Annotated in this window: 17 protein-coding genes and 1 pseudogene; 10 read left to right on the forward strand and 8 right to left on the reverse strand. The window is 61.7% G+C overall.

Annotated features, from left to right (window positions below; genetic code table 11):
- Window positions 1–70 precede the first annotated feature (70 nt).
- Window positions 71–1,777: a ShlB/FhaC/HecB family hemolysin secretion/activation protein gene (locus AC1MDC_RS02075; RefSeq protein WP_480392407.1), complete on the reverse strand. Its 1,707-nt coding sequence runs from the start codon at window positions 1,775–1,777 to the stop codon at window positions 71–73.
- A 150-nt stretch (window positions 1,778–1,927) separates the two neighbouring features.
- On the reverse strand, window positions 1,928–2,377 hold the full coding sequence (locus tag AC1MDC_RS02080) for a winged helix-turn-helix transcriptional regulator (RefSeq protein ID WP_480392408.1): 450 nt from the start codon (window positions 2,375–2,377) through the stop codon (window positions 1,928–1,930).
- Window positions 2,378–2,556: 179 nt separating this feature from the next.
- Between AC1MDC_RS02080 and AC1MDC_RS02085 the strand changes: the two genes are divergently transcribed.
- The 6 genes from AC1MDC_RS02085 (at window position 2,557) to AC1MDC_RS02110 (ending at window position 8,972) form a co-directional block, all read left to right on the forward strand.
- Window positions 2,557–3,375: an alpha/beta fold hydrolase gene (locus AC1MDC_RS02085; RefSeq protein ID WP_227232826.1), complete on the forward strand. Its 819-nt coding sequence runs from the start codon at window positions 2,557–2,559 to the stop codon at window positions 3,373–3,375.
- A 259-nt stretch (window positions 3,376–3,634) separates the two neighbouring features.
- A complete protein-coding gene (locus AC1MDC_RS02090; protein WP_227232827.1) occupies window positions 3,635–4,942 on the forward strand; it encodes a flavin-containing monooxygenase in 1,308 nt (435 codons plus the stop codon).
- A gap of 58 nt (window positions 4,943–5,000) precedes the next feature.
- Entirely contained in the window at window positions 5,001–5,417 is a 417-nt protein-coding gene (locus AC1MDC_RS02095) for a RidA family protein (RefSeq protein WP_007950460.1), read from the forward strand.
- A gap of 27 nt (window positions 5,418–5,444) precedes the next feature.
- The gene (locus tag AC1MDC_RS02100; protein WP_039766940.1) at window positions 5,445–6,122 is read left to right on the forward strand and encodes a DUF1028 domain-containing protein; all 678 of its coding nucleotides are present in this window, start codon (window positions 5,445–5,447) and stop codon (window positions 6,120–6,122) included.
- Window positions 6,119–7,267, forward strand: coding sequence for an acetylornithine deacetylase (gene argE, locus AC1MDC_RS02105; protein ID WP_085698283.1), 1,149 nt, complete (start codon window positions 6,119–6,121; stop codon window positions 7,265–7,267). The genes AC1MDC_RS02100 and argE overlap by 4 nt, the downstream gene beginning before the upstream one ends.
- A gap of 289 nt (window positions 7,268–7,556) precedes the next feature.
- Window positions 7,557–8,972: a purine-cytosine permease family protein gene (locus tag AC1MDC_RS02110; protein WP_085698282.1), complete on the forward strand. Its 1,416-nt coding sequence runs from the start codon at window positions 7,557–7,559 to the stop codon at window positions 8,970–8,972.
- A gap of 69 nt (window positions 8,973–9,041) precedes the next feature.
- Here AC1MDC_RS02110 and AC1MDC_RS02115 read toward each other — a convergent pair whose 3' ends face one another.
- On the reverse strand, window positions 9,042–9,539 hold the full coding sequence (locus AC1MDC_RS02115; RefSeq protein ID WP_085698281.1) for a winged helix-turn-helix transcriptional regulator: 498 nt from the start codon (window positions 9,537–9,539) through the stop codon (window positions 9,042–9,044).
- A gap of 99 nt (window positions 9,540–9,638) precedes the next feature.
- On the opposite strand from AC1MDC_RS02115, the gene AC1MDC_RS02120 reads away from it, so the two are divergent.
- On the forward strand, window positions 9,639–10,277 hold the full coding sequence (locus AC1MDC_RS02120) for a cysteine hydrolase family protein (protein WP_085703603.1): 639 nt from the start codon (window positions 9,639–9,641) through the stop codon (window positions 10,275–10,277).
- Window positions 10,274–11,839, forward strand: a complete 1,566-nt coding sequence (locus AC1MDC_RS02125) for an aldehyde dehydrogenase (NADP(+)) (protein ID WP_480392409.1) — start codon at window positions 10,274–10,276, stop codon at window positions 11,837–11,839. Before AC1MDC_RS02120 ends, AC1MDC_RS02125 begins: the two co-directional genes overlap by 4 nt.
- 46 nt (window positions 11,840–11,885) lie before the next feature.
- On the opposite strand, the pseudogene AC1MDC_RS02130 reads toward AC1MDC_RS02125, so the two are convergent.
- A pseudogene (locus AC1MDC_RS02130) lies at window positions 11,886–12,164 on the reverse strand (M24 family metallopeptidase); the annotation flags it as partial.
- A gap of 7 nt (window positions 12,165–12,171) precedes the next feature.
- Window positions 12,172–13,053: a putrescine utilization regulator PtrR gene (gene ptrR, locus AC1MDC_RS02135; RefSeq protein ID WP_007950470.1), complete on the reverse strand. Its 882-nt coding sequence runs from the start codon at window positions 13,051–13,053 to the stop codon at window positions 12,172–12,174.
- A 103-nt stretch (window positions 13,054–13,156) separates the two neighbouring features.
- Between ptrR and AC1MDC_RS02140 the strand changes: the two genes are divergently transcribed.
- A complete protein-coding gene (locus AC1MDC_RS02140) occupies window positions 13,157–14,548 on the forward strand; it encodes an aldehyde dehydrogenase family protein (RefSeq protein WP_085698278.1) in 1,392 nt (463 codons plus the stop codon).
- A gap of 118 nt (window positions 14,549–14,666) precedes the next feature.
- On the opposite strand, the gene AC1MDC_RS02145 is transcribed toward AC1MDC_RS02140, so the two are convergent.
- Window positions 14,667–15,497, reverse strand: coding sequence for an oxidoreductase (locus tag AC1MDC_RS02145; protein ID WP_234205543.1), 831 nt, complete (start codon window positions 15,495–15,497; stop codon window positions 14,667–14,669).
- A 129-nt stretch (window positions 15,498–15,626) separates the two neighbouring features.
- Here AC1MDC_RS02145 and AC1MDC_RS02150 point away from each other — a divergent pair, with 129 nt between their 5' ends.
- Window positions 15,627–16,532 (forward strand): LysR family transcriptional regulator, encoded by a 906-nt coding sequence (locus tag AC1MDC_RS02150; protein ID WP_480392410.1) that lies wholly within the window; start codon window positions 15,627–15,629, stop codon window positions 16,530–16,532.
- Between the two features lie 6 nt (window positions 16,533–16,538).
- Here AC1MDC_RS02150 and AC1MDC_RS02155 read toward each other — a convergent pair whose 3' ends face one another.
- Together AC1MDC_RS02155 and ydiJ are read right to left on the reverse strand one after the other, a co-directional pair.
- Complete coding sequence (locus AC1MDC_RS02155; RefSeq protein WP_480392411.1) at window positions 16,539–17,708, reverse strand: acetyltransferase domain-containing protein; 1,170 nt, start codon at window positions 17,706–17,708, stop codon at window positions 16,539–16,541.
- A 115-nt stretch (window positions 17,709–17,823) separates the two neighbouring features.
- On the reverse strand, window positions 17,824–20,853 hold the full coding sequence (ydiJ, locus tag AC1MDC_RS02160) for a D-2-hydroxyglutarate dehydrogenase YdiJ (protein ID WP_480392484.1): 3,030 nt from the start codon (window positions 20,851–20,853) through the stop codon (window positions 17,824–17,826).
- Between the last annotated feature and the right edge of the window lie 58 nt (window positions 20,854–20,911).

Here is a 20,911-nt window from a genome sequence, read left to right on the forward strand (position 1 = left end):
CGGCTAATGGGTGTCCCCTTTTTTGGCAAGTTGGCGGAGGCTCATATCAGAATCTCGGAAAAGGCAAAAACTAGAGGAAGAAATCCATGCGGAAATAGATCGGCGCTTCGCGCTCGGTCAGCGCGGCCGGTCGCTCCAGGGAATGGGCAAAGGTCACACTGGCTGCAACATGCTGGCCACGCGCAAACAACTCCAGCGAGTTGCTCGACATGCGTCCGTGCTGGTCGCCGTTGTAGCGGTCATTGCGAATGACGCCCTGATCGTAACCAAGGCTGGTGCCATATTCGGCGAATACCGGACGCAGCCATTCGGCGTTGATCGGGCGCGCCCAGCGCAGGTCGTTGCGCCAGTAACCGCCGCTGTCGCCTGAGAGCGACTGATCCTTGTAGCCACGGACCGATGACAGCCCGCCAAGGCTGGTGCGTTGCGGGCTGAACAGCACGTCTTCGCTGCGCTGGCCGGTCATCAGGCTGCTGAAAGTGAAAGATTCGCCCCACAGCTTGAACGGCTGCAGATAACTCAGGGTCGCGGTGTATTTGCGGTAACGTGCGTCCGGTTCGCCGGGGCCAGGATCGTGGCTGCCCTGGGCATCGAACGCGCCGATGCCCTGCTGCATGCCGGCATCGAAGTTGACGAAGGCGCTGCCAATCCGCCGCCCATGGTTGAAGCCGAACTGCGCTTCGCTGATGCGGTTGCTGCTCAGTTTGAGCTTGCTGTCTTCGATGAAGTTGTTGGTGCGCAGATACGACAGGCCGGCGCTGAGGGAGGTCTTGCTCACCGCATCGCGATGAATCACGCGTTCGGCCCGCAACTGATGGTTTTCGCTGTCGCCGGTCTGCTTGAAGTTGTAGCCGTTGGCGGCGATCTGTGAACGGTATTCGCTCTGGCTGTAGGTGTAGCTGAAGTTCCACCAGCCCCACGGCAGGTTGTAGTTGAGCATGGCGTTGTTGGAGGTGTGCTGATGGTCGGTCATCGCATCGTGACCGCCGCGCAGGCTCAACTGATCGGCCAGGCCCAGCGGACTATCCCAGTCGAACGTCGTGCCCCACTGCTGCTCACCGGTGCTGCGCTGGCCGTCGTTGCTGCGCGACAACCCGGCACGCCATGGTTTTTGCGGGGTGTTGGTGACCAGCACCTCACTGCCGCCAACGTTCTGGCCCGGCGAGAGCTCCATCTTGGCCTGATTGGACGGCAGGCGATTGAGTTGATCGACCATCTGCTCGATCTCGCGCAGGTTGACCAGTTCACCGGTCTTGCCGGGAAACGCCATCGACAACTCACGCTCCGAGAGTTTGCTGTTGTCGGCGCCTTTCAAGCCTTCCAGTTTGCCTTCGACCACCAGCACTTTCAGGTGCCCACCGGACAGATCCTGCTGTGGCAGATAAGCCCGGCTGGTCACCCAACCCTTCTCGATGTAGTGATCGGTGATGACCTTCAGCACTTCATTCAGCTGAGGTACACCAAGGCACTGGCCGATGTAGGGCTTGAGCAAACGGCTCTTGTCGCTCTCCGACAGGCTGTCGGCGCCTTTGAGCTCGATGTCGTTGATCTGAAAGCAACGCGAGTCGACAGGAGCTTCCGGCTGCGTCGGCCTGGCTTCTTTGCCGGGTAGATCCTTGAGCTCTTCGAGCCGCCGCTGCTGCTCTTCGAGCAGACGGTTCTGGCGTTCGCGGATCAGATCGGTTTCACCGGGGGTGGGTGCTGCAAATGCGGTTTGGAGCGGAGAAAGGCATAGCAAAGCCAGGCACAACCTCGCCACGAGGGCGGGTGAGGACATGTTCGATCCCTCGAGACGGAAACTGATATCAAAATAATGGCGCGATAGTAATGAGCCACTATTCTGACGTCAATTTTTGATATTACTGATTACGTATTGCCGACCAGCGGCAGCAGTAAAGGTCGTCCCGAATCGGAGAATCACATCACCTCAATGCTCAACTGCCAGTTTTGTCGCCACATCTTCCGGCGCCAGCACCCGACCATCCGCCGACAACAACTCAAGCTTCCTAATCGGCTGACGCTTCTGCGCATCGACCATCACCGACCCCGACTCGCCAGGCTCGAACAGGAATTCCCCGCCCCATTGCGACAGCGCAACGATCACGGTTTGCAATGCGCGGCCCTTTTCAGTCAGCACGTATTCCTTGTAAGCGCTGCCATCGGACGCCGGCACCAGGCGCAGGATGTCGCGCTCCACCAGCCCTTTGAGCCGGGTGCTCAACATGTTCTTGGCGATATCCAGGCTCTTCTCGAAATCGCTGAAGCGACTGATGCCTTCCAGTGCATCGCGGATGATCAGCAACGACCACCAGTCACCGATCAGGTCGAGTGTCCGGGCGATCGGGCAGGCATTGCCCGCAAGGCTTTTGCGCTTCATTTCGGGTGTCTCCGGTAAAACGGCAGGTTCGATGCGGTTGCATCTTACAACTCATGCCGCCAAACCGTTAACGCGTGCGCCACGAAACTTAGCACCTGCGTACAAGTGGCCAATGCCCTTTGTCGCGATAGTGAACGCTGCCATCACGGCATCCACGCAGCCCAACCCAAGGAGTTTTCATGAGCACCTTCACGACCCGAGACGGCACCGAGATCTATTTCAAGGACTGGGGCAGCGGCAAGCCCGTGCTGTTCAGCCATGGCTGGCCGCTGGACGCCGACATGTGGGAATACCAGATGGAGTACCTGAGCAGCCGCGGCTACCGCACCATCGCCTTCGACCGTCGTGGTTTCGGGCGCTCCGAGCAGCCATGGACCGGCTACGACTACGACACCTTCGCCGATGACATCGCGCAACTGATCGAGCATCTGGATCTACGTGACGTGACCCTCGTCGGTTTCTCCATGGGCGGCGGCGATGTCAGCCGCTACATTGCGCGCCACGGCAGCGAGCGTGTCGCCGGGCTGGTGTTGCTGGGCGCAGTGACCCCGCTGTTCGGCAAGAAACCGGACTTCGCCGAAGGCGTCGACAAGTCGGTGTTCGACGGGATCAAGGCCGGGCTGCTGAAGGATCGCGCGCAGTTCATCGCTGACTTCAACGCCCCGTTCTACGGCACCAACCAAGGCCAGAAAGTCTCCGATGGCGTGCTGACGCAAACCCTGAACATGGCGCTGCTGGCCTCGCTCAAAGGCACTCTGGACTGCGTCACTGCATTCTCGGAAACCGACTTCCGCCCGGACATGGCGAAAATCGATGTACCGACGTTGGTGATTCATGGCGATGGCGATCAGATCGTCCCGTTTGAAACCACCGGCAAACGCGCGGCTGAGCAGATCAAGGGCGCCGAGCTGAAAGTCTACGCAGGCGCGCCGCACGGTTTTGCGGTCACCCATGCGCAGCAATTGAATGAAGACCTGCTGGCATTCCTCGATCGCTGAGTCCGTGTGATCTAAACGCGCCTTGAAAAGGGCCGCCGACAACCCTGTCGGCGGCCCTTTTTTTCCTTGTCCCGGATTTCGGTGGCAAGGCAAAGCCCCGTATTTACGGGGCTTTCAGGCCTCTGCATCACGTTTTTATCTTCACATGCCAGCTTAATAATATTTTACCGATAACCACCCCCTCCCTAGTCTGGTCCCAAGCACAGAGAACAGGTCGACAGCGACCTGAATCCAACGGCCTCGTGAGAAGGGATCAGAGATGACCACTGAAATAATAAAAACAGACACGCTTGTTGTCGGCGCCGGTCAAGCGGGTGTGGCCATGAGTGAACACCTGAGCAAACTCGGTGTGCCGCACTTGGTGCTGGAGCGCAGCCGCATTGCCGAACGCTGGCGCACCGGGCGCTGGGATTCGTTGGTGGCCAACGGTCCGGCGTGGCACGACCGGTTTCCGGGGATGGAATTCGATGATGTTGATCCGGACGGTTTCGCCCACAAGGAGCGCGTCGCCGACTACTTCGAAGCCTACGCCAGGAAATTCAACGCGCCGATCCGCACCGGCGTCGATGTGAAAAGCGTCGTGCGCAATGTCGGGCGTCCGGGTTTCACCGTAGAGACCTCCGAGGGCTTGATCGAAGCGGCCCGCGTCGTCGCCGCCACCGGCCCGTTCCAGCGTCCGGTGATCCCGGCGATTGCGCCGAAGGATGAACGTCTGCTGCAGATTCACTCGGCCGACTATCGCAACCCGCAACAACTGCCGGCCGGCGCGGTGCTGGTGGTCGGTGCCGGTTCGTCGGGCGTGCAGATCGCCGATGAGTTGCAGCGCTCGGGCAAGCAGGTTTACCTCTCGGTCGGCGCCCACGACCGCCCTCCTCGCGCCTACCGCAACCGCGATTTCTGCTGGTGGCTCGGCGTGCTCGGCGAGTGGGATCAGGCCGCGATGAAACCCGGCCGTGAACACGTGACCATCGCCGTCAGCGGCGCCCACGGTGGCCGTACCATCGACTTCCGTGGTCTGGCCCATCGCGGCATGACCCTGGTCGGCGTCACCGAATCGTTCAGCGACGGCGTGGTGACCTTCAAACAGGACCTGCGCGACAACCTCAAGCGTGGCGATGAAAACTACCTCGCGCTGCTGGATGCCGCCGATGCCTACATCGAGCGCAACGGTCTCGACCTGCCGCTGGAACCGGAAGCCCGCGAGACTTATCCGGATCCTGAATGCGTGAAAAACCCGCTGGCCGATCTCGATCTGGCCGCCGCCGGCATCACCTCGATCATCTGGGCCACCGGGTTTGCCGTGGACTATTCCTGGCTGAAAGTCGCGGCGTTCGACGACAACGGCAAGCCGCAGCACCAGCGCGGCGTGTCCAGTGAGCCGGGCGTGTATTTCCTCGGCTTGCCGTGGCAGTCGCGACGCGGGTCGTCGTTCATCTGGGGCGTGTGGCACGACGCCAAGCACGTGGCCGATCACATCGCCACCCAACGCAAATACCTGGCTTATCGCGATGCCGAACAACGCGAAGCCGCGCTGCACAACAACGCTGTCGACACCGTCGACGCTTGATTCCCCTCTTCAATCCCGGCACCTGTCGCGCCGGGTCCGATTTCGTCAGGAGCCTCACATGAGTCAGCCAACCCACACCCGCATTCGTATGTTCAACACCAAGGACACCTACCCAAACCAGACGCTGGACAACGACCTGTGTCAGGCCGTGCGTGCCGGCAACACCGTGTATGTCCGCGGTCAGGTCGGCACCAATTTCGACGGCGAACTGGTCGGCCTCGGCGACCCGCGCGCCCAGACCGAACAAGCGATGCGCAACGTCAAGCAACTGCTCGAAGAGGCCGGCAGCGACCTGAGCCATATCGTCAAGACCACCACTTACCTGATCGACCCGCGCTACCGCGAGCCGGTGTATCAGGAAGTCGGCAAATGGCTCAAAGGCGTGTTCCCGATCTCCACCGGGCTGGTGGTGTCGGCTTTGGGTCAGCCGCAGTGGCTGATGGAAATTGATGTGGTTGCGGTGATTCCCGAGTAATTCGACCTTAGCGAAAGGAGGCCACACATGACATTTTCCATCGCCGCCCGTTGCCCCGAAACCGGTCAGTTCGGCATCGCCATCAGCTCCTCCAGCATCGCCGTCGGCGCCCGTTGTCCGTGGCTGTTGCCGGGGGTCGGCGCGGTGTCGAGCCAGAACATCACCTTGCCGTCGCTCGGCCCGGAAGTCCTCGCCCTGATGGAGCAGGGCCTGGCGCCCGAGGCCGCGCTGGACAAGGTGTTGACCCGCAATGGTTACAGCCAGTATCGACAGATCACGGCGATCAACCACCTCGGCCAGACCGCGCATTTCAGCGGCGCGCAAACCCTTGGCGTGCACAACGCCGTGTCGGGCGAGCAATGCGTGGCGGCGGGCAACATGCTCGCCGGGCGCTCGGTGATCGAAGCCATGGTCAGCGCGTTCGAAGAAGGCGAAGGCCAATTGGCCGATCGCCTGATCAAGGCCCTGCACGCCGCCCAGGCCTTGGGCGGCGAAGCGGGCCCGGTGCATTCGGCAGCCGTGGTTGTGGTCGGCGAGTTGACCTGGCCCATTGTCAACCTACGGGTGGACTGGGCCGATGAAGACCCGATCGGGCAATTGCAAAAACTCTGGGACGCCTATCGCCCGCAGCTTCAGGACTACATCGACCGCGCCCTCGACCCGGCGAAGGCACCAGGTTATGGAGTCGCGGGAGACGACCGATGAGCAACAGCGTCGCGTTGCTCAAGACGCTGGTGGGGTTCGACACCACCAGCCGCGAGTCCAACCTGCAACTGATCGACTTCGTGCGCAGCTACCTCGAAAGTTTCGATGTGCCGTGCGAACTGATCTACAACGATGAGCGCAGCAAGGCCAATCTGTTCGCCACGATCGGCCCGGCCGATCAACCGGGCATCGTGCTGTCGGGGCACACCGATGTGGTGCCTGCCGATGGTCAGCCGTGGACCGTGCCACCGTTCGAACTGAGCGAACGCGACGGCAAGCTTTACGGTCGCGGCACGGCGGACATGAAGGGCTATATCGCCTGCGTGCTCGCGCTGGTGCCGTCGTTGATCGAAGCACCTTTGCGTATGCCGGTGCATATTGCTCTGTCGTACGACGAAGAGGTCGGCTGCCTTGGTGTGCGCTCGCTGCTCAAGGTGCTGGAGCAGCGTCCGGTCAAACCGCTGCTGTGCATCATCGGCGAGCCGACCGAACTCAAACCGGTGCTCGGACACAAGGGCAAACTGGCGATGCGCTGTGATGTCCAGGGTCATGCCTGCCACTCGGCCTATGCGCCACTCGGGGTCAATGCCATCGAGTGCGCCGCCGAGTTGATCGGCGAGCTGGGGCGCATCGGTCGACAGCTCAAGGAGGAACACCTCGACCCGCGTTTCGACCCGCCGTACTCAACGGTGCAAACCGGTGTGATCAGCGGGGGCAAAGCATTGAACATCGTCCCCGCCGATTGCCGTTTCGACTTCGAAATCCGCGCCCTGCCCTCGCAGGATCCGGCGGTCGTCGCGCAGCAACTCAAGGCCTACGCCGAACAGCAAATGCTGCCGCGCATGCGGGCGGTCAGCGAGCAGAGCGATATCCGTTTCAGCGAGTTGTCGGCGTATCCGGGGCTGGCCACAGATGCCCGGAGCCAGGCTGCGCAATTGATCGCCACGTTCTGTGGCTCGGACGATTTCGGCACCGTAGCGTTTGGCACTGAAGGCGGATTGTTCGACGCGGTGGGGATTGCCACGGTGGTGTGCGGCCCCGGCAGCATGGATCAAGGCCACAAGCCGGACGAATTCGTCAGCCGCGATCAGCTCAAGGCCTGCGATGAGATGCTGCAACGGATGCTGGCGTCGATTCGAATGTGAAAAAAGCGGTCTGGCTGCGGGATTCGAGTCTGCAGCCGCGCCGTAGCATCACCGACAGACAGCTGCTCCGATGGAGGTCAGCTGCGCTGTCGTTCATGGCGCTGAAATGCCCGAGACAGAGCGTTTCCAGCCGTCCGGAGAGCCTCGTTTTTTTAGCGCCTGAAGCAACAAAACTACTAATTTATCTCTCCCCTTTCCTTGCCCATGATCACCCCAACAAGAAATGCGCCGTCCGTGCCGGCGCTCACTGAAGTACGTCCACGTACTCGTCCTTGCCTTGGAGTTCGTCATGGCCACCTCTGCAACAACGTCCGCACCGCTCATTGAAAAACACACGATCGGCTATGTGCCACCCGAAGATCGCCACGGAAAGGTTCGGGATCTGTTCACCCTCTGGTTCGGCGGCAATATCGCGCCGTTGCCCATCGTCACCGGCGCCCTTGGCGTACAACTGTTTCACCTGAATCTGGTGTGGGGCATCGTCGCCATTCTGGTCGGCCATCTGGTCGGCGGTGTGCTGATGGCGCTGCACTCGGCGCAAGGCCCGCAGATGGGTATTCCGCAGATGATCCAGAGCCGTGCGCAGTTCGGCTCTCTCGGCGCGCTGCTGGTGGTGTTGATTGCTGGCGTCATGTACATCGGTTTCTTCGCCTCCAACATCGTGCTCGCCGGCAAGTCCCTGCATGGCGTGGTCGACAGCGTTCCGGTGCCGGTCGGCATCGTCATCGGTGCGCTGGGCTCGGGGATCATCGGCATCATCGGTTACCGCTTCATCCACGTGCTCAACCGCATCGGCACCTGGGTGCTGGGGATCGGCATCGTGGTCGGCTTCGGCTACATCCTCACCCACATCCAGACCGATGATTTCCTCACTCGTGGCAGCTTCAACATTTCCGGCTGGCTCGCCACCGTGTCGCTGGCGGCGCTATGGCAGATCGCGTTTGCGCCTTATGTGTCGGACTACTCGCGCTACCTGCCGGCCAACGTGCCGGTGGCGGCAACCTTCTGGACGACCTATCTGGGATCGGCGCTGGGTTCGAGCCTGTCGTTCGTGTTCGGCGCTGTCGCCGTGCTGGCAACCCCGGTGGGCATGGACACCATGGACGCGGTAAAACTTGCCACCGGCGCCATCGGCCCGTTGATGCTGGTGCTGTTCCTGCTCAGCGTCATCAGCCACAACGCCCTCAACCTGTACGGCGCAGTGCTGTCGCTGATCACGCTGGTGCAGACCTTCGCTTACCGCTGGATCCCGACCGCCAAGAGCCGCGCAGTGATTTCGATCATCGTCCTGCTGGCCTGCTGCTTCGCTGCGGTTGGCGCCTCGGCGGACTTCATCGGCCACTTCGTCGACATGGTGCTGGTGTTGCTGGTGGTGTTGGTGCCATGGACCGCGATCAACCTGATCGACTTCTACGCCATCCACAAAGGCCAGTACGACATCGGCTCGATCTTCCAGGTCGACGGCGGCATCTACGGCCGTTACAACCCGCAAGCCTTGCTGGCGTATGCGATCGGCATCGTGGTGCAGATTCCGTTCATGAACACGCCACTGTACGTCGGGCCGGTGTCGGCCCACATCAACGGCGCAGACCTTTCCTGGCTGGTGGGGTTGCTGGTGACGTCGCCGCTGTATTTCTGGCTGGCAAATCGTGACAGTGCTTATCGCCGGCGGCTGACCTCCGGGAAACTGGTGAACAGCCTGTAAGCCATCCGTTCCGCGCTGACACATGAAGGCCCTCAGATGTGAGGGCCTTTTTGCTTTGTGGGGAAGCGTCTATTTCGTCTTGAACGCCTCGCGCCGGGCCTGTCGTTCGGCGGCGTACGACTCTTGCGGCTGACTGATCAAATCCTCACGGCGCAATACTTCACCGCAGTGATCGCACAGCGGCCCGAGGCCTGCGCTGTGGTTGCAGTTTTTGTGAATCATGTTCACCGCCAGCCCTTCCTCGGGGGACTTGCACCAGGTCTCGCCCCAGGCGCGTAACGCAATTACCACCGGATAAAACGCCTCGCCTTTCGCGGTGAGGTGGTACTCGTAGCGTTTCGGCCGTTCGTTATACAGACGACGTTCAACGAGCCCGTCTGCCTCAAGGCATTTCAATCGAGCGGCGACCATCTGCGGCGTAGCGCCGGTCTGGGCCAGGATCTCGTCGTAGCGATGGCTGCCCATGAACAATTCGCGCAAAACCAGCACCGTCCAGCGGTCGCCGACGATCGCCTCGGCCCGGGAAATCGGGCACAGCGTATCGGGAAGACTATCGTTTACAGCCATCAGGGCTTGCCTCTTTCACAGTTACTATGATTATCATATCAACACGATGCGGGAACAAGCCCTGAGCATCGATCACTCTCATTGCCGGAGTACACCGTCATGTCGAAACCTCTCTATCCGCTCGACAGAACCGCCTACCTGCTGGTCGATCCGTACAACGATTTTCTCTCCGACGGCGGCAAGATCTTTCCGCTGATCAAACCGATGGCCGAGCAGAACGGCCTGCTCGACAACCTGCGCAAACTCGATCGCGCCGTGCGCGCCCTGCCGATTCCGGTCGTCATCGTACCGCATCACCGCTGGGTCAAAGGCGACTACGAGAACTGGGATCACCCAAGCCCGACCCAATGCAAGATCATGCACATGCACCACTTTGCGCGCGGCGAATGGGGCGGTGAATGGCACCCGGATTTTGCACCGAGGGACGGCGACATCGTGGTTCAGGAACACTGGGGGTCCAGTGGATTTGCCAATACCGACCTGGATTTTCGCCTCAAACAAATAGGCATCACCCACGTCATCATTGTCGGCCTGCTGGCCAATACCTGCATCGAAGCCACCGCACGCTACGCGTCCGAGCTCGGCTACCACGTCACGCTGGTGCGCGACGCGACCGCCGCGTTCAAAGAGGAAATGATGCACGCCGCCCACGAACTCAACGGGCCGACGTTCGCCCATGTCATCACCACCACAGACGAACTGATCGCCAACCTTCAGTCGCAAGGTGGCGCGAAATGAGTCTGACCGGCCATCTGCTGATCGGCGCCGTCGACGTGCCCGCTACCGAAGGCACGATGAAGGCGCTGAATCCGGCAACCAATTCGCTGATCGAACCGGAATTCGCCTTCGGCGGTGCAGAGCAAGTCGATCAGGCGGCAACCCTCGCCGACGCGGCATTCGACAGCTACAGCCATACACCGCTGGCCGAGCGTGCGGCGTTTCTCGAAAGCATCGCCGACAACCTCGACGCCGTCCGTGAGGAACTGGCCGCCCGTGCTGCGCTGGAAACCGGTCTGCCTCAGGCGCAGCTCGAAGGCGAAACCGTCAAGGCCGCCACCCAGTTCCGTCAGTTCGCCGACGTGGTGCGCAAGGGACGCTTCCTTCAACTGGCCATCGACCCGGCGCAACCTGATCGCCAGCCGCGACCACGGATGGATCATCGCCTGCAGAAAGTCGCCATCGGCCCCGTGGCGATCTTCGGTGCGAGCAATTTTCCGATCTCCTATTCGGTCGCCGGCGGCGATACCGCATCGGCGCTGGCGGCCGGTGCGACGGTGATACTCAAGGCCCACAACGCCCATCCCGGCGCTTCGGAAATCCAGGCCCGCGCCATCCGCAAGGCGGTGCAGATGCATGGCCTGCACGAAGGGGTTTTCTCCATGGTGCGCGGTGGTGGCAATGCCATCGGTGAGGCGCTGGCCGATCATCCTTTGATTAAAGCGGTGACCTTCACCGGTTCGGAGCTTGGCGGCATGGCGCTTTATCGCCGCGCTCAATTACGCCCCGATCCGATCCCGGTGTTCACCGAAATGACCAGCGTCAATCCGACGTTCATCTTGCCCGTAGCGCTGGCGACACGAGGCGGTGAGATCGGCGATGGTTTTATCGAGCGGATGCTGGTGAATGTCGGGCAGGCCTGCCTGTGTCCGTCGATCCTGATCGCGGTCGAAGGCGAAGGTCTGCAAGCGCTACGTAGCGCCATGATCAAGCGGGTCAGCGAAGCGCCGGCGCGCACGATGCTGACGCCGGGGATTCACGCTTCATACGCCAAAGGATTGATGGCGATGGAAAGCCTGGGGGCAAATCGGGTGGCGGTCGGCGCGCCGGCGGATGGCCAGTTTGAAGGCCGCTCGGCGCTGCTGGAAGTTGACGGCCATCGCCTGCTCAGTGAACCGGCGCTGGCCCATGAAGTGTTCGGCCCGGCGGCATTGTTGGTAACGGTCAGAGATGAGGAAGAGTTGCTGGCCGTCGCCCGTTCGTTCAAGGGTCAGTTGAGCGCAGCCGTTCACCTTGAAGACCGCGACCTCGATCTGGCACGACGCCTGCTGCCGATTCTCGAACGCCGCACCGGACGCATCGTGGTCAACGCTTTCGCCCATCCGCAGGAAGTGACCTTCGCCACCGTACACGGTGGGCCGTTCCCGGCCACTTCGGACAGCCGCTTCACCTCGGTCGGCATGACCTCGATAGAGCGCTTTTTGCGGCCGGTGGCGTATCAGGGCTTTCCCGATGCGTTGTTACCGGCAGTGTTGCGCGATGCCAATCCACTCGATCTGCCGCGCATTATCGACGGCCAATAATAAATGCCCGGTTCGGCAAATCACCGAACCGGGCACTCTCATTCAATCAAATGAGCAAATCTTCAAAGAAGGCACCGTACGGAAGCTCAGGGTGCTTAATCTGGATTTCCAGAATCCACACACCGGCATTCGGAGCCTGATCGAAGTCCCCCAGATTGCCGCCCCGATAAATTGCATGCGGAAAATCACTGACCCGGTGGCCCTCGATGTCCAGGTTCAACTTCCAGCCCATGGCCTCGGCCTGATCCGTGGCGTAGCGGTACAGCTCGACACCGGTTACGCCCTGACGCCAGAAGGCCTCGACCTTGTCGAAGAGCTCTTTGGACAACGTGTCAATTCTCTTCTGCGCGCACCACACCACGCTCTTCCAGCAAGCGCACAAACATGCTCAGACTGCGCGAAACGGTACCCCGCCGCCATACCAGCCACGTCGTCAGATAGCGGAAATCCGACGCCAGCGGCCAGACGCTCACCGTCGCGCAACCGGGCATGCTCTGCAGCATGCTGCGTGGCATCAGAGCCAGACCGGCGCCCGCACTGACGCAGGCGAGCATGCCGTGATAAGACTCCATTTCAAAAATCTTGCCCGGTACCGCAGCGTCGGTGCTGAACCATTTTTCGAAGTGATGGCGATAGGAGCAGTTCGAACGGAATGCATAGATGTTCTCGCCATTGACGTCAGCAGCGCGCTGGATCGGCCCGTGATGCAGCGGCGAGATGATGACCATTTCCTCTTCGAACGCCGGAATGCCTTCCAGCGCCGGGTGCAAGACCGGGCCGTCGACGAACGCTGCCGCCAGGCGCCCGGAAAGCACACCGTCGATCATTGTCCCGGACGGGCCGGTCGACAGGTCCAGATCGACCTTCGGATGTTGCTGGTTGTAGGTCGCCAGCAAACCGGGAATACGTACCGCCGCCGTGCTCTCCAGCGAGCCCAGCGGGAATGCGCCTTGCGGTTCCTCACCGGCCACCGTGGCCCGCGCTTCCTGGACCAGATCAAGAATGCGCCGCGCGTATTCGAGAAAACTCCAACCGGCCGGCGACAGCCGCAAGCGGCTTTTCTCGCGGATGAACAGGTCGACGCCCAGGTCTTCCTCCAACTGCTTGATGCGGGTCGTGAGGTTCGACGGCACCCGATGAATCTGCGCCGCCGCCGCGCTGATGCTGCCGTGCTCGGCAACGGCCTTGAAAATTTCCAGTTGCACCAGATCCACAGTCATTCTCCAATCGTGAAAGAAACGCTCTTTATTATTCAGTTTCCAGAAAATGAACGCCACCCTACTCTGAGCGCATCCACTGACCTCGCAGGACGATGCCATGAGCCCGATTTCCAGCCAGACCCACGCCATTTCGATCAACCCCGCCACCGGCGAGCAGATCGGTCACTACGCCTTCGAATCCGCCGAGGCTCTCGACGCTGCGCTGACCCGCGCCGCATTCGGCTTCAACAAGTGGAAACGCAAGCCATTGCAAGACCGCTCCCGCGCCCTGACCGCGCTGGCCGGCGCTCTGCGTGACAGCAGCGAAGCCATGGCGACCATGATCACCCGGGAAATGGGCAAGCCGATCGCCCAGGCCCGTGGCGAAATCGAGAAGTGCGCCAAGCTCTGCGAGTGGTACGCCGAACACGGCCCGGCCATGCTCAACGCCGAAGCGACTCTGGTCGAAGGCGGCAAAGCGCGCATCGAATACCGTCCGCTCGGCCCGATCCTCGCCGTGATGCCGTGGAATTTCCCGATCTGGCAAGTGCTGCGCGGCGCCGTTCCGGCGCTGATCGCCGGCAATACTTACGTGCTCAAGCATGCGCCGAATGTGATGGGCAGCGCCTATCTGTTGCGCGACGCGTTCACCCGCGCCGGTTTTGCCGATGGCGTGTTTGAAGTGCTCAACGTCACTCCGCAAGGCGTGTCCACCGCCATTGCTGACCCGCGCATTGCCGCCGTAACCCTGACCGGCAGCGTTCGCGCCGGCATGGCCATCGGCGCACAGGCCGGTGCCGCGCTGAAGAAGTGCGTGCTGGAACTGGGCGGTTCCGATCCGTTTATCGTGCTCAACGACGCCGATATTGATGAAGCCGTGCAAGCGGCAGTCATCGGTCGTTACCAGAACTCCGGGCAAGTCTGCGCCGCCGCCAAACGTCTGATCATCGAAGAAGGCGTGGTTGAAGAGTTCACCCGCAAGTTCGTCGAAGCCACCCGCCAGTTGAAGATGGGCGACCCGTTGTCCGCCGACAACTACATCGGCCCGATGGCCCGTTTCGATCTGCGTGACGAACTCGATCAACAAGTACGCGCCACCCTGGAAGAAGGCGCCACCCTGCTGCTCGGCGGCGGCAAGGCCCAAGGCCCGGGCAACTATTACGAGCCGACCGTGCTGGCCGACGTCACCGACCGCATGACTTCGTTCAAGCAGGAACTGTTCGGCCCGGTGGCCTCGATCATCACCGCTCGTGACTGCGCCCACGCCGTGGCCCTGGCAAACGACAGCGAGTTCGGTCTGACTGCAACGATCTACACCGCCAACGTCGCCCTGGCCCAGCAACTGACCAGCGAACTGGAAACCGGTGGTGTGTTCATCAACGGCTACTCCGCCAGCGACCCGCGCGTGACCTTCGGCGGCGTGAAGAAGAGCGGTTTCGGCCGCGAGCTGTCGCACTTCGGCGTGCGCGAGTTCTGCAATGCGCAGACGGTGTGGCTGGATCGCAAATAATCCAATAGCCCAAAAACCATGTGGGAGCGAGCTTGCTCGCGATGACACCTTCACGATCAACATTGATGTTGAATGTCAGGCAGCCATCGCGAGCAAGCTCGCTCTCACAGGTTTTGTGTCAGTCCTTGAAATCCGTGGACAGCGCCAGCTCACTCCACTCGGCCAACTCCTGCGCCACCAAACGGTTCTTCGCCTCGATCCGCGCAATCGTGTCGCTGCCCAGCGCCAGCCGCTGCGGCGGGTTCGGCGTGTTGACCAGTGTCAGCATCGCTTCGGCGAGCTTCAGCGGATCGCCCGGTTGCGCATGGTTGGCCGCTTCGGCAAACGTGCGCATCTTGCCGACGGTTTCGTCGTAGTCCGGCAGTACAAGCGCAGTCTTGACCAGCGATTGCTCGTCGAGGAAGTCGGTGCGGAAGAAACCCGGTTCAACCACCGTGGCATGAATGCCCAGCGGCGCCAGTTCCTGGTGCAACGCTTCGCTGATGCCTTCCACCGCGAATTTGGTCGAGCCGTAGACACCCCAGCCCATGTAAGCCTGATAACCGCCGATGGACGAGATGTTGATGATCCGTCCGCTGCGCTGGGCGCGCATGTGTGGCAGCACGGCGCGGGTGACGTTGAGCAGGCCGAACACGTTGGTGGCGAACAGGCGCTCGGTTTCGCTGGCGCTGGTTTCTTCGACAGCGCCCAACACACCGAAGCCGGCATTGTTGATCAGCACGTCGATGCGTCCGAAGCGCTTGATGCCTTCTGCCACCGCTTGGTGGGCTTCTTCTTCGCGGGTGACATCGAGGCGCACTGCCAGCAAATGCGGGTGATCGCCGAGGCGGTCGGTGATGTCCTGCGGGTTGCGGGCAGTGGCAATCACCGCGTCACCGGCGCGCAAGGCCTGTTCAGTGATAAGGGCGCCAAAACCACGGGAAGCTCCGGTAATCAGCCAGGTACGCATATCAACTCCTCCTGTCGGTGACCCTGCGAGATTGCCGGGCCTTCTTGATGAGTTGAGTCGACTTTAAAGCCGTGCTACTGATGTGATAATCCCAACAAATTTGCATGACTTTGTGAAAGGTGTTCACAAATGAAAAACCCGTCCACGGCGGACCTGTCGATCTTTCTCTGCATCGCCCAGCACCTGAATTTCAGCCGTGCGGCGATGGATCTGGGCCTGACACCTTCGGCCCTAAGCCATTCATTGCGAGCGCTGGAAAATCGCCTCGGTGTGAGGCTGTTCAATCGCACCACCCGCAGCGTTGCGCTGACCGAGGCCGGCGAGCGTCTGTATGCGCGGCTTAAACCGGCGTTTCGCGATATCGACGACGCCCTTGAAGACCTCAATCACTTTCGCGACAAACCTTCCGGCAACCTGCGCATCACTGCCGGGCGCCAGGCCTGCGAACTGGTGCTGCTGCCGATTGCCGGGGCGTTCCTGCCGGCCTATCCGGACATTCGCCTGGAAGTGGTCGAAAGCGATGCGCTAGTGGATATCGTCGCCAGCGGTTTTGATGCTGGTGTGCGGTTCGGCAATCGACTGCAAGCGGACATGGTGTCGCTGCCGATCGGCCCGACCCTGCGCTCGGTAGTGGTCGCGTCGCCGGAGTTTTTGAAACGGCACGCCGCGCCACAAAAACCGGAGGATCTGCGCACCCTGCCCTGCATCCGTCACCGGTTTCCCAGCGGCGCGCTGTATCGCTGGGAATTCGAGCGTGGCGGCATCGCTCAGGAAATCGAGGTCAACGGTCCGCTGACACTGGGTGATGTCAGCCTGATGATCGGCCCCGCATTACAGGGCTTGGGACTGGCCTATGTATTCGAGGACATGGCCCGCGAACATTTGGCGAGCGGACGGCTGGTGCAGGTACTGGCGGACTGGTGCCCGTACTATCCCGGCCTCCACCTGTACTACCCGAGCCGACGCCACGTACCGGCGCCGCTCAAGGCGTTTATCGATTTCGCCCGCAATGCTCGCGAGGGCAAAACGAGCTGAGCCGTTCTACAAATACTTCAACCAGGCGATGTCACGGCGTCGGGCCTTCAGTGCCGAAAACCAGCGCACCGCCGGGAACAACGCGACCGCCAGCACCACCGCCGCCAGCCACACTGCCGTCACCGACGAGAAACCAAAATACGTGCCCTGATTAAGCCCGAACAGCGCCACGCCGATCAGGTACAACACCTTCAGGGCATACAGGTGCAGCAGGTAGAAAAACATCGGCGCCGAACCGAACACCGTCAGCCAGCGAATCCAGCGTCGATCCTGCGCACGCTCGAACACCAGCAACAGCAGCAGCCCGACGCTCACCGTCAAGGTGATGAACAACAGCGACGGCGGGTATTTGGTGATGTTGAAAAAACTCATCAGGGTTTGCAGGCTGCTGTCATTGATCGACCACGGTTTCTCGCCATAACCGTTGACCAACCGCAGAGCCAAGAACCCCAGCAACCCGGCCATGCCACCGATCAGCAAACGGCGCTGGCGCAACCCTGCATCGGCTGCGCGGGCGAACCACGGCCCCAGCGCATAACCCAGACCGATCACGCCGATCCACGGTAGCAACGGATACGACGTGCGCAGACGCAAGGTTTCGCCCGCCTCGATCCAGCCCCGGTCATGAAGGATCGCCCATGGCACGTGCAGTGCCGACTCGGTTGCGAAATGCAGTCCGTCGAGCAGGTTGTGTCCGGCGATGATCGCCAGGCTCAGCGTCAACAGCAGCCAGCGTGGCAGCCAGACAAGCAGCGACAGCGCGATCATGCTCAGGCCGATCGCCCAGATCACTTGCAGGTAGATCACGGTCGGTGGCAACTGGAACGTCCAGGCGAAATTCACCAGGGTAAATTCGAGCGCGACCAGAAACAGTCCGCGCTTGAACAGGAAGGCACTGACGTCAGCCTTGCCGTCGTACTTTTCTCCGAACAGCCATGCTGACAACCCGGTCAGCAGCACGAACACCGGCGCACACAGATGCGCCAGGGTACGGCTGAAGAACAGCGCCGGCTCGGTGCTGGCGATGTCCATCGGGTCGGTGACCTGACGATGCAACAGAAAGGTTTCGCGCACGTGGTCCAGCAACATGAACAGAATCACCAGGCCACGCAGTGCATCAATGGACAGCAACCGGCCAGTCGCCGAGGGGGCAGAACGGGGAACCGCAATCGTCATGGAGGTATCGCAATCGAATGGTTGATCGATGCGACCGCCCGAAAGCGGCCGCGCAATTTGCGTTACCTTATAACATGAAAAACCGATCCAATCGCTAGCGGTTCTCAAACAGCGATCACGCTTTACGCAAGACTTCCAGCACGACCTGCAACGGATGGCGCAGTTGTCGATCGGCCTGGCGCTTGACCTGACTGCGGCAGGAATAGCCGGTGGCCAGTGCCTCGCCCTTCTCCGCCGGGGCCTCGATCTGCTTGGCCCAGGATTGTTCGTAGATCACCGCCGACGTCTCGCGATTGCGCGCTTCATGTCCGTAAGTGCCGGACATGCCGCAGCAGCCGGTGGCCTGGGTCGCCAGCTTCAGGCCGACACGTTCGAACACCTGCTCCCACTGCCGGGTGGCCGCCGGGGCGTTGGTTTTCTCGGTGCAGTGCGCCAGCAGGCGGAAGGTGCCGGCGCGGCGCTGGTCGGTCTGCTCCGGCATGACCTTGAGCAACCACTCCTGCACCAGCGCCACCTCCGGGCATTTCTCCATCTCCGGCACCTTCAGATACTCCTGGCGATAGACCAGGGTCATGGCCGGGTCGAGTCCCACCAGCGGCACACCAACCTCGGCCAGTGCGCGCAGCTGTCCGGCATTGCGCAACGCCGCACGATTGAACGCCGAGAGGAAACCCTGCACATGCAGCGGCTTGCCGTTGGCGCTGAACGGCGCCAGGTAAACCTGATAACCCAGTCGCGAAATCAGCTCGATCAGATCCGCCAGCAATGGCGCCTCGAAATACCGGGTGAACGCATCTTGTACCAGCACCACGCTGCGCTCACGTTGCGCCTGGGTCAGCACCGCAAGCACCTCGACCGACGCCGGCTGAACCTGCCAGCGACGCATCGCCGCGTGGAAATCGAAACGGCTGAGCAACGGCACATCGACCATGCCGCCAAGACGCTCGATCAAGCGACGGCTGAACGAGGCGCCCATCAAGCCGTTGTAGAGCAACGGAATCCGCGCCATGTACGGAATCGTGTACTCCAGCGAAGCGATCAGATAATCCCGCGCCGGCCGCAGATAACGCGTGTGGTACAACTCCAGAAACCGCGAGCGGAAGTCCGGCACGTTGACTTTCACCGGGCACTGTCCCGCGCAGGACTTGCACGCCAGGCACCCGGCCATGGCGTCATACACCTCATGTGAGAAGTCCTTTTCCTGCGCACGGCTGTTGCGCCAACGCTGCAGCAACGTGCTGAAGAACGGCGGACGACGGCTGGCATCGGCCAATACATCAACACCCGCCTCCCCCTGCAAACGCAGCCATTCACGAATCAGCGAGGCGCGACCCTTGGGCGACTGCGCGCGCTGGCGAGTGGCTTTCCACGACGGGCACATGGCATCGTCGGGATCGAAGTTGTAGCAGGCGCCGTTGCCGTTACAGTGCATCGCCGCACCGTAGTCCTGCCAGACTTTCTCGTCGATCTGTCGGTCCAGTTCGCCGCGCAGGGTCACTTCGTCGATTTTCAGCAATGCAGCGCCGGGGATATCCGGCGTGGCGATCTTGCCGGGGTTGAACTGGTTGAACGGATCGAACGCCGCCTTCAAGGCTTGCAGCGCCGGGTACAACGCGCCGAAGAAGGCCGGCGCGTATTCCGAGCGCAGGCCCTTGCCGTGCTCGCCCCACAACAGACCGCCGTAACGCTGGGTCAGCGCGGCGACGCCGTCCGACACCGGGCGCACCAGCGCGGCTTGTTGCGGATCCTTCATGTCGAGAATCGGCCGCACGTGCAGCACGCCGGCATCGACGTGGCCGAACATGCCGTATTGCAGCTTATGGCTGTCGAGCAGCTCGCGCAGTTCGGCGATGTACTCGGCCAGATGCTGCGGCGGCACGGCGGTGTCTTCGACAAACGGCTGCGGCCGCGCTTCACCGGCGACGTTGCCGAGCAATCCCACCGCGCGTTTGCGCATGCCATAAACGCGGTTCACCGCCGCATGCCCGACGGCCAGCGTATGGCCCAGGCGCTCGACCGTGGCGTCGGTGCCCAAATGCTGGACGAAGGCTTCGACCCGGCCTTGCAATTCCTCGGGATCGTCGCCGCAGAACTCCACCAGATTGATCCCGAGCGTCGGCCGCTCGGCGCTTTCCGGGAAGTACTCGGCGACGCCATGCCAGACGATGTCCTGCATCGCCAGCAACAGCACTTTGGAGTCGACGGTTTCGATCGACAACGGCTTGAGCGCCATCAACGCCCGGGCATCACGCAAGGCATCCATGAAGCCGGCGTAGCGAATGTTCACCAGCATCGTGTGCCTGGGAATCGGCAACACGTTGAGCTTGGCCTCGACCACAAACCCCAGCGAACCTTCAGCGCCGCACAGCACGCTGTTGAGGTTGAAACGGTTGTCAGCCTCGCGCAGGTGCGCCAGGTCGTAGCCGGTCAGGCAGCGGTTGAGATCGGGGAAGGTTTCCCGGATCAGCTCGCCCTGCTCATCGATGATCTGCCGCGCGCAGCGATACACCTCACCGGCCCGGCCCTCACGCGCGCACTCCGCTGCCAGTTCGCTTTCTTCCAACGGGCGGCCGTGCAAACGCTCGCCACCACGCAGGACCATGTGCAGTTCCAGCACGTGGTCGCGGGTCTTGCCGTAGGTGCAGCTGCCCTGGCCGCTGGCATCGGTGTTGATCATGCCGCCGACGGTGGCGCGGTTCGACGTGGACAGTTCCGGAGCGAAAAACAGCCCGGCGGATTTCAGTGCCGCGTTGAGCTGGTCTTTCACCACGCCGGCCTGCACCCGTACCCAACGCTGTTCAACGTTGATTTCAAGAATGCGGTTCATGTGCCGCGACAGGTCGACGACGATGCCGTCGGTCAACGACTGGCCGTTGGTGCCGGTGCCGCCACCACGAGGCGTGATCACGACTTTCTGGTAAGCCGGCTCGGCGATCAGGCGCGCGAGCAGCGCCACGTCGTCGGCGTCACTCGGGAATACCGCCGCTTGCGGCAAGCGCTGGTAGATCGAGTTGTCCGTGGCCAGCACCACGCGGCTGGCGTAATCGGCGCTGATCTCGCCACGAAAACCGCCGGTTTCAAGGGCTTTGAGAAACTGCTGGTAGTCGGTGTTCAACGCAGTGGAAGGCGACAGCTGGGCAATCATCGGGCATGCAATCTCGGTCAAAAAACGGGCCGTGTGGCGGTGAACAGTTGTGCGCAAT

Source organism: Pseudomonas sp. 1 (genome assembly GCF_056626735.1).

Excerpts from the sequence above, each read along its gene's own strand:
- AC1MDC_RS02120 (WP_085703603.1), top strand. The coding sequence starts at position 9,639 with ATGTCGAAACCTCTCTATCCGCTCGACAGAACCGCCTACCTGCTGGTC.
- argE (WP_085698283.1), top strand. The coding sequence starts at position 6,119 with ATGAGCAACAGCGTCGCGTTGCTCAAGACGCTGGTGGGGTTCGACACC.
- AC1MDC_RS02085 (WP_227232826.1), top strand. The coding sequence starts at position 2,557 with ATGAGCACCTTCACGACCCGAGACGGCACCGAGATCTATTTCAAGGAC.
- AC1MDC_RS02100 (WP_039766940.1), top strand. The coding sequence starts at position 5,445 with ATGACATTTTCCATCGCCGCCCGTTGCCCCGAAACCGGTCAGTTCGGC.
- AC1MDC_RS02080 (WP_480392408.1), bottom strand. The coding sequence starts at position 2,377 with ATGAAGCGCAAAAGCCTTGCGGGCAATGCCTGCCCGATCGCCCGGACA.
- AC1MDC_RS02145 (WP_234205543.1), bottom strand. The coding sequence starts at position 15,497 with ATGCGTACCTGGCTGATTACCGGAGCTTCCCGTGGTTTTGGCGCCCTT.
- AC1MDC_RS02095 (WP_007950460.1), top strand. The coding sequence starts at position 5,001 with ATGAGTCAGCCAACCCACACCCGCATTCGTATGTTCAACACCAAGGAC.
- AC1MDC_RS02125 (WP_480392409.1), top strand. The coding sequence starts at position 10,274 with ATGAGTCTGACCGGCCATCTGCTGATCGGCGCCGTCGACGTGCCCGCT.
- AC1MDC_RS02150 (WP_480392410.1), top strand. The coding sequence starts at position 15,627 with ATGAAAAACCCGTCCACGGCGGACCTGTCGATCTTTCTCTGCATCGCC.
- AC1MDC_RS02155 (WP_480392411.1), bottom strand. The coding sequence starts at position 17,708 with ATGACGATTGCGGTTCCCCGTTCTGCCCCCTCGGCGACTGGCCGGTTG.
- ydiJ (WP_480392484.1), bottom strand. The coding sequence starts at position 20,853 with ATGATTGCCCAGCTGTCGCCTTCCACTGCGTTGAACACCGACTACCAG.
- AC1MDC_RS02075 (WP_480392407.1), bottom strand. The coding sequence starts at position 1,777 with ATGTCCTCACCCGCCCTCGTGGCGAGGTTGTGCCTGGCTTTGCTATGC.
- AC1MDC_RS02090 (WP_227232827.1), top strand. The coding sequence starts at position 3,635 with ATGACCACTGAAATAATAAAAACAGACACGCTTGTTGTCGGCGCCGGT.
- AC1MDC_RS02140 (WP_085698278.1), top strand. The coding sequence starts at position 13,157 with ATGAGCCCGATTTCCAGCCAGACCCACGCCATTTCGATCAACCCCGCC.
- AC1MDC_RS02115 (WP_085698281.1), bottom strand. The coding sequence starts at position 9,539 with ATGGCTGTAAACGATAGTCTTCCCGATACGCTGTGCCCGATTTCCCGG.
- AC1MDC_RS02110 (WP_085698282.1), top strand. The coding sequence starts at position 7,557 with ATGGCCACCTCTGCAACAACGTCCGCACCGCTCATTGAAAAACACACG.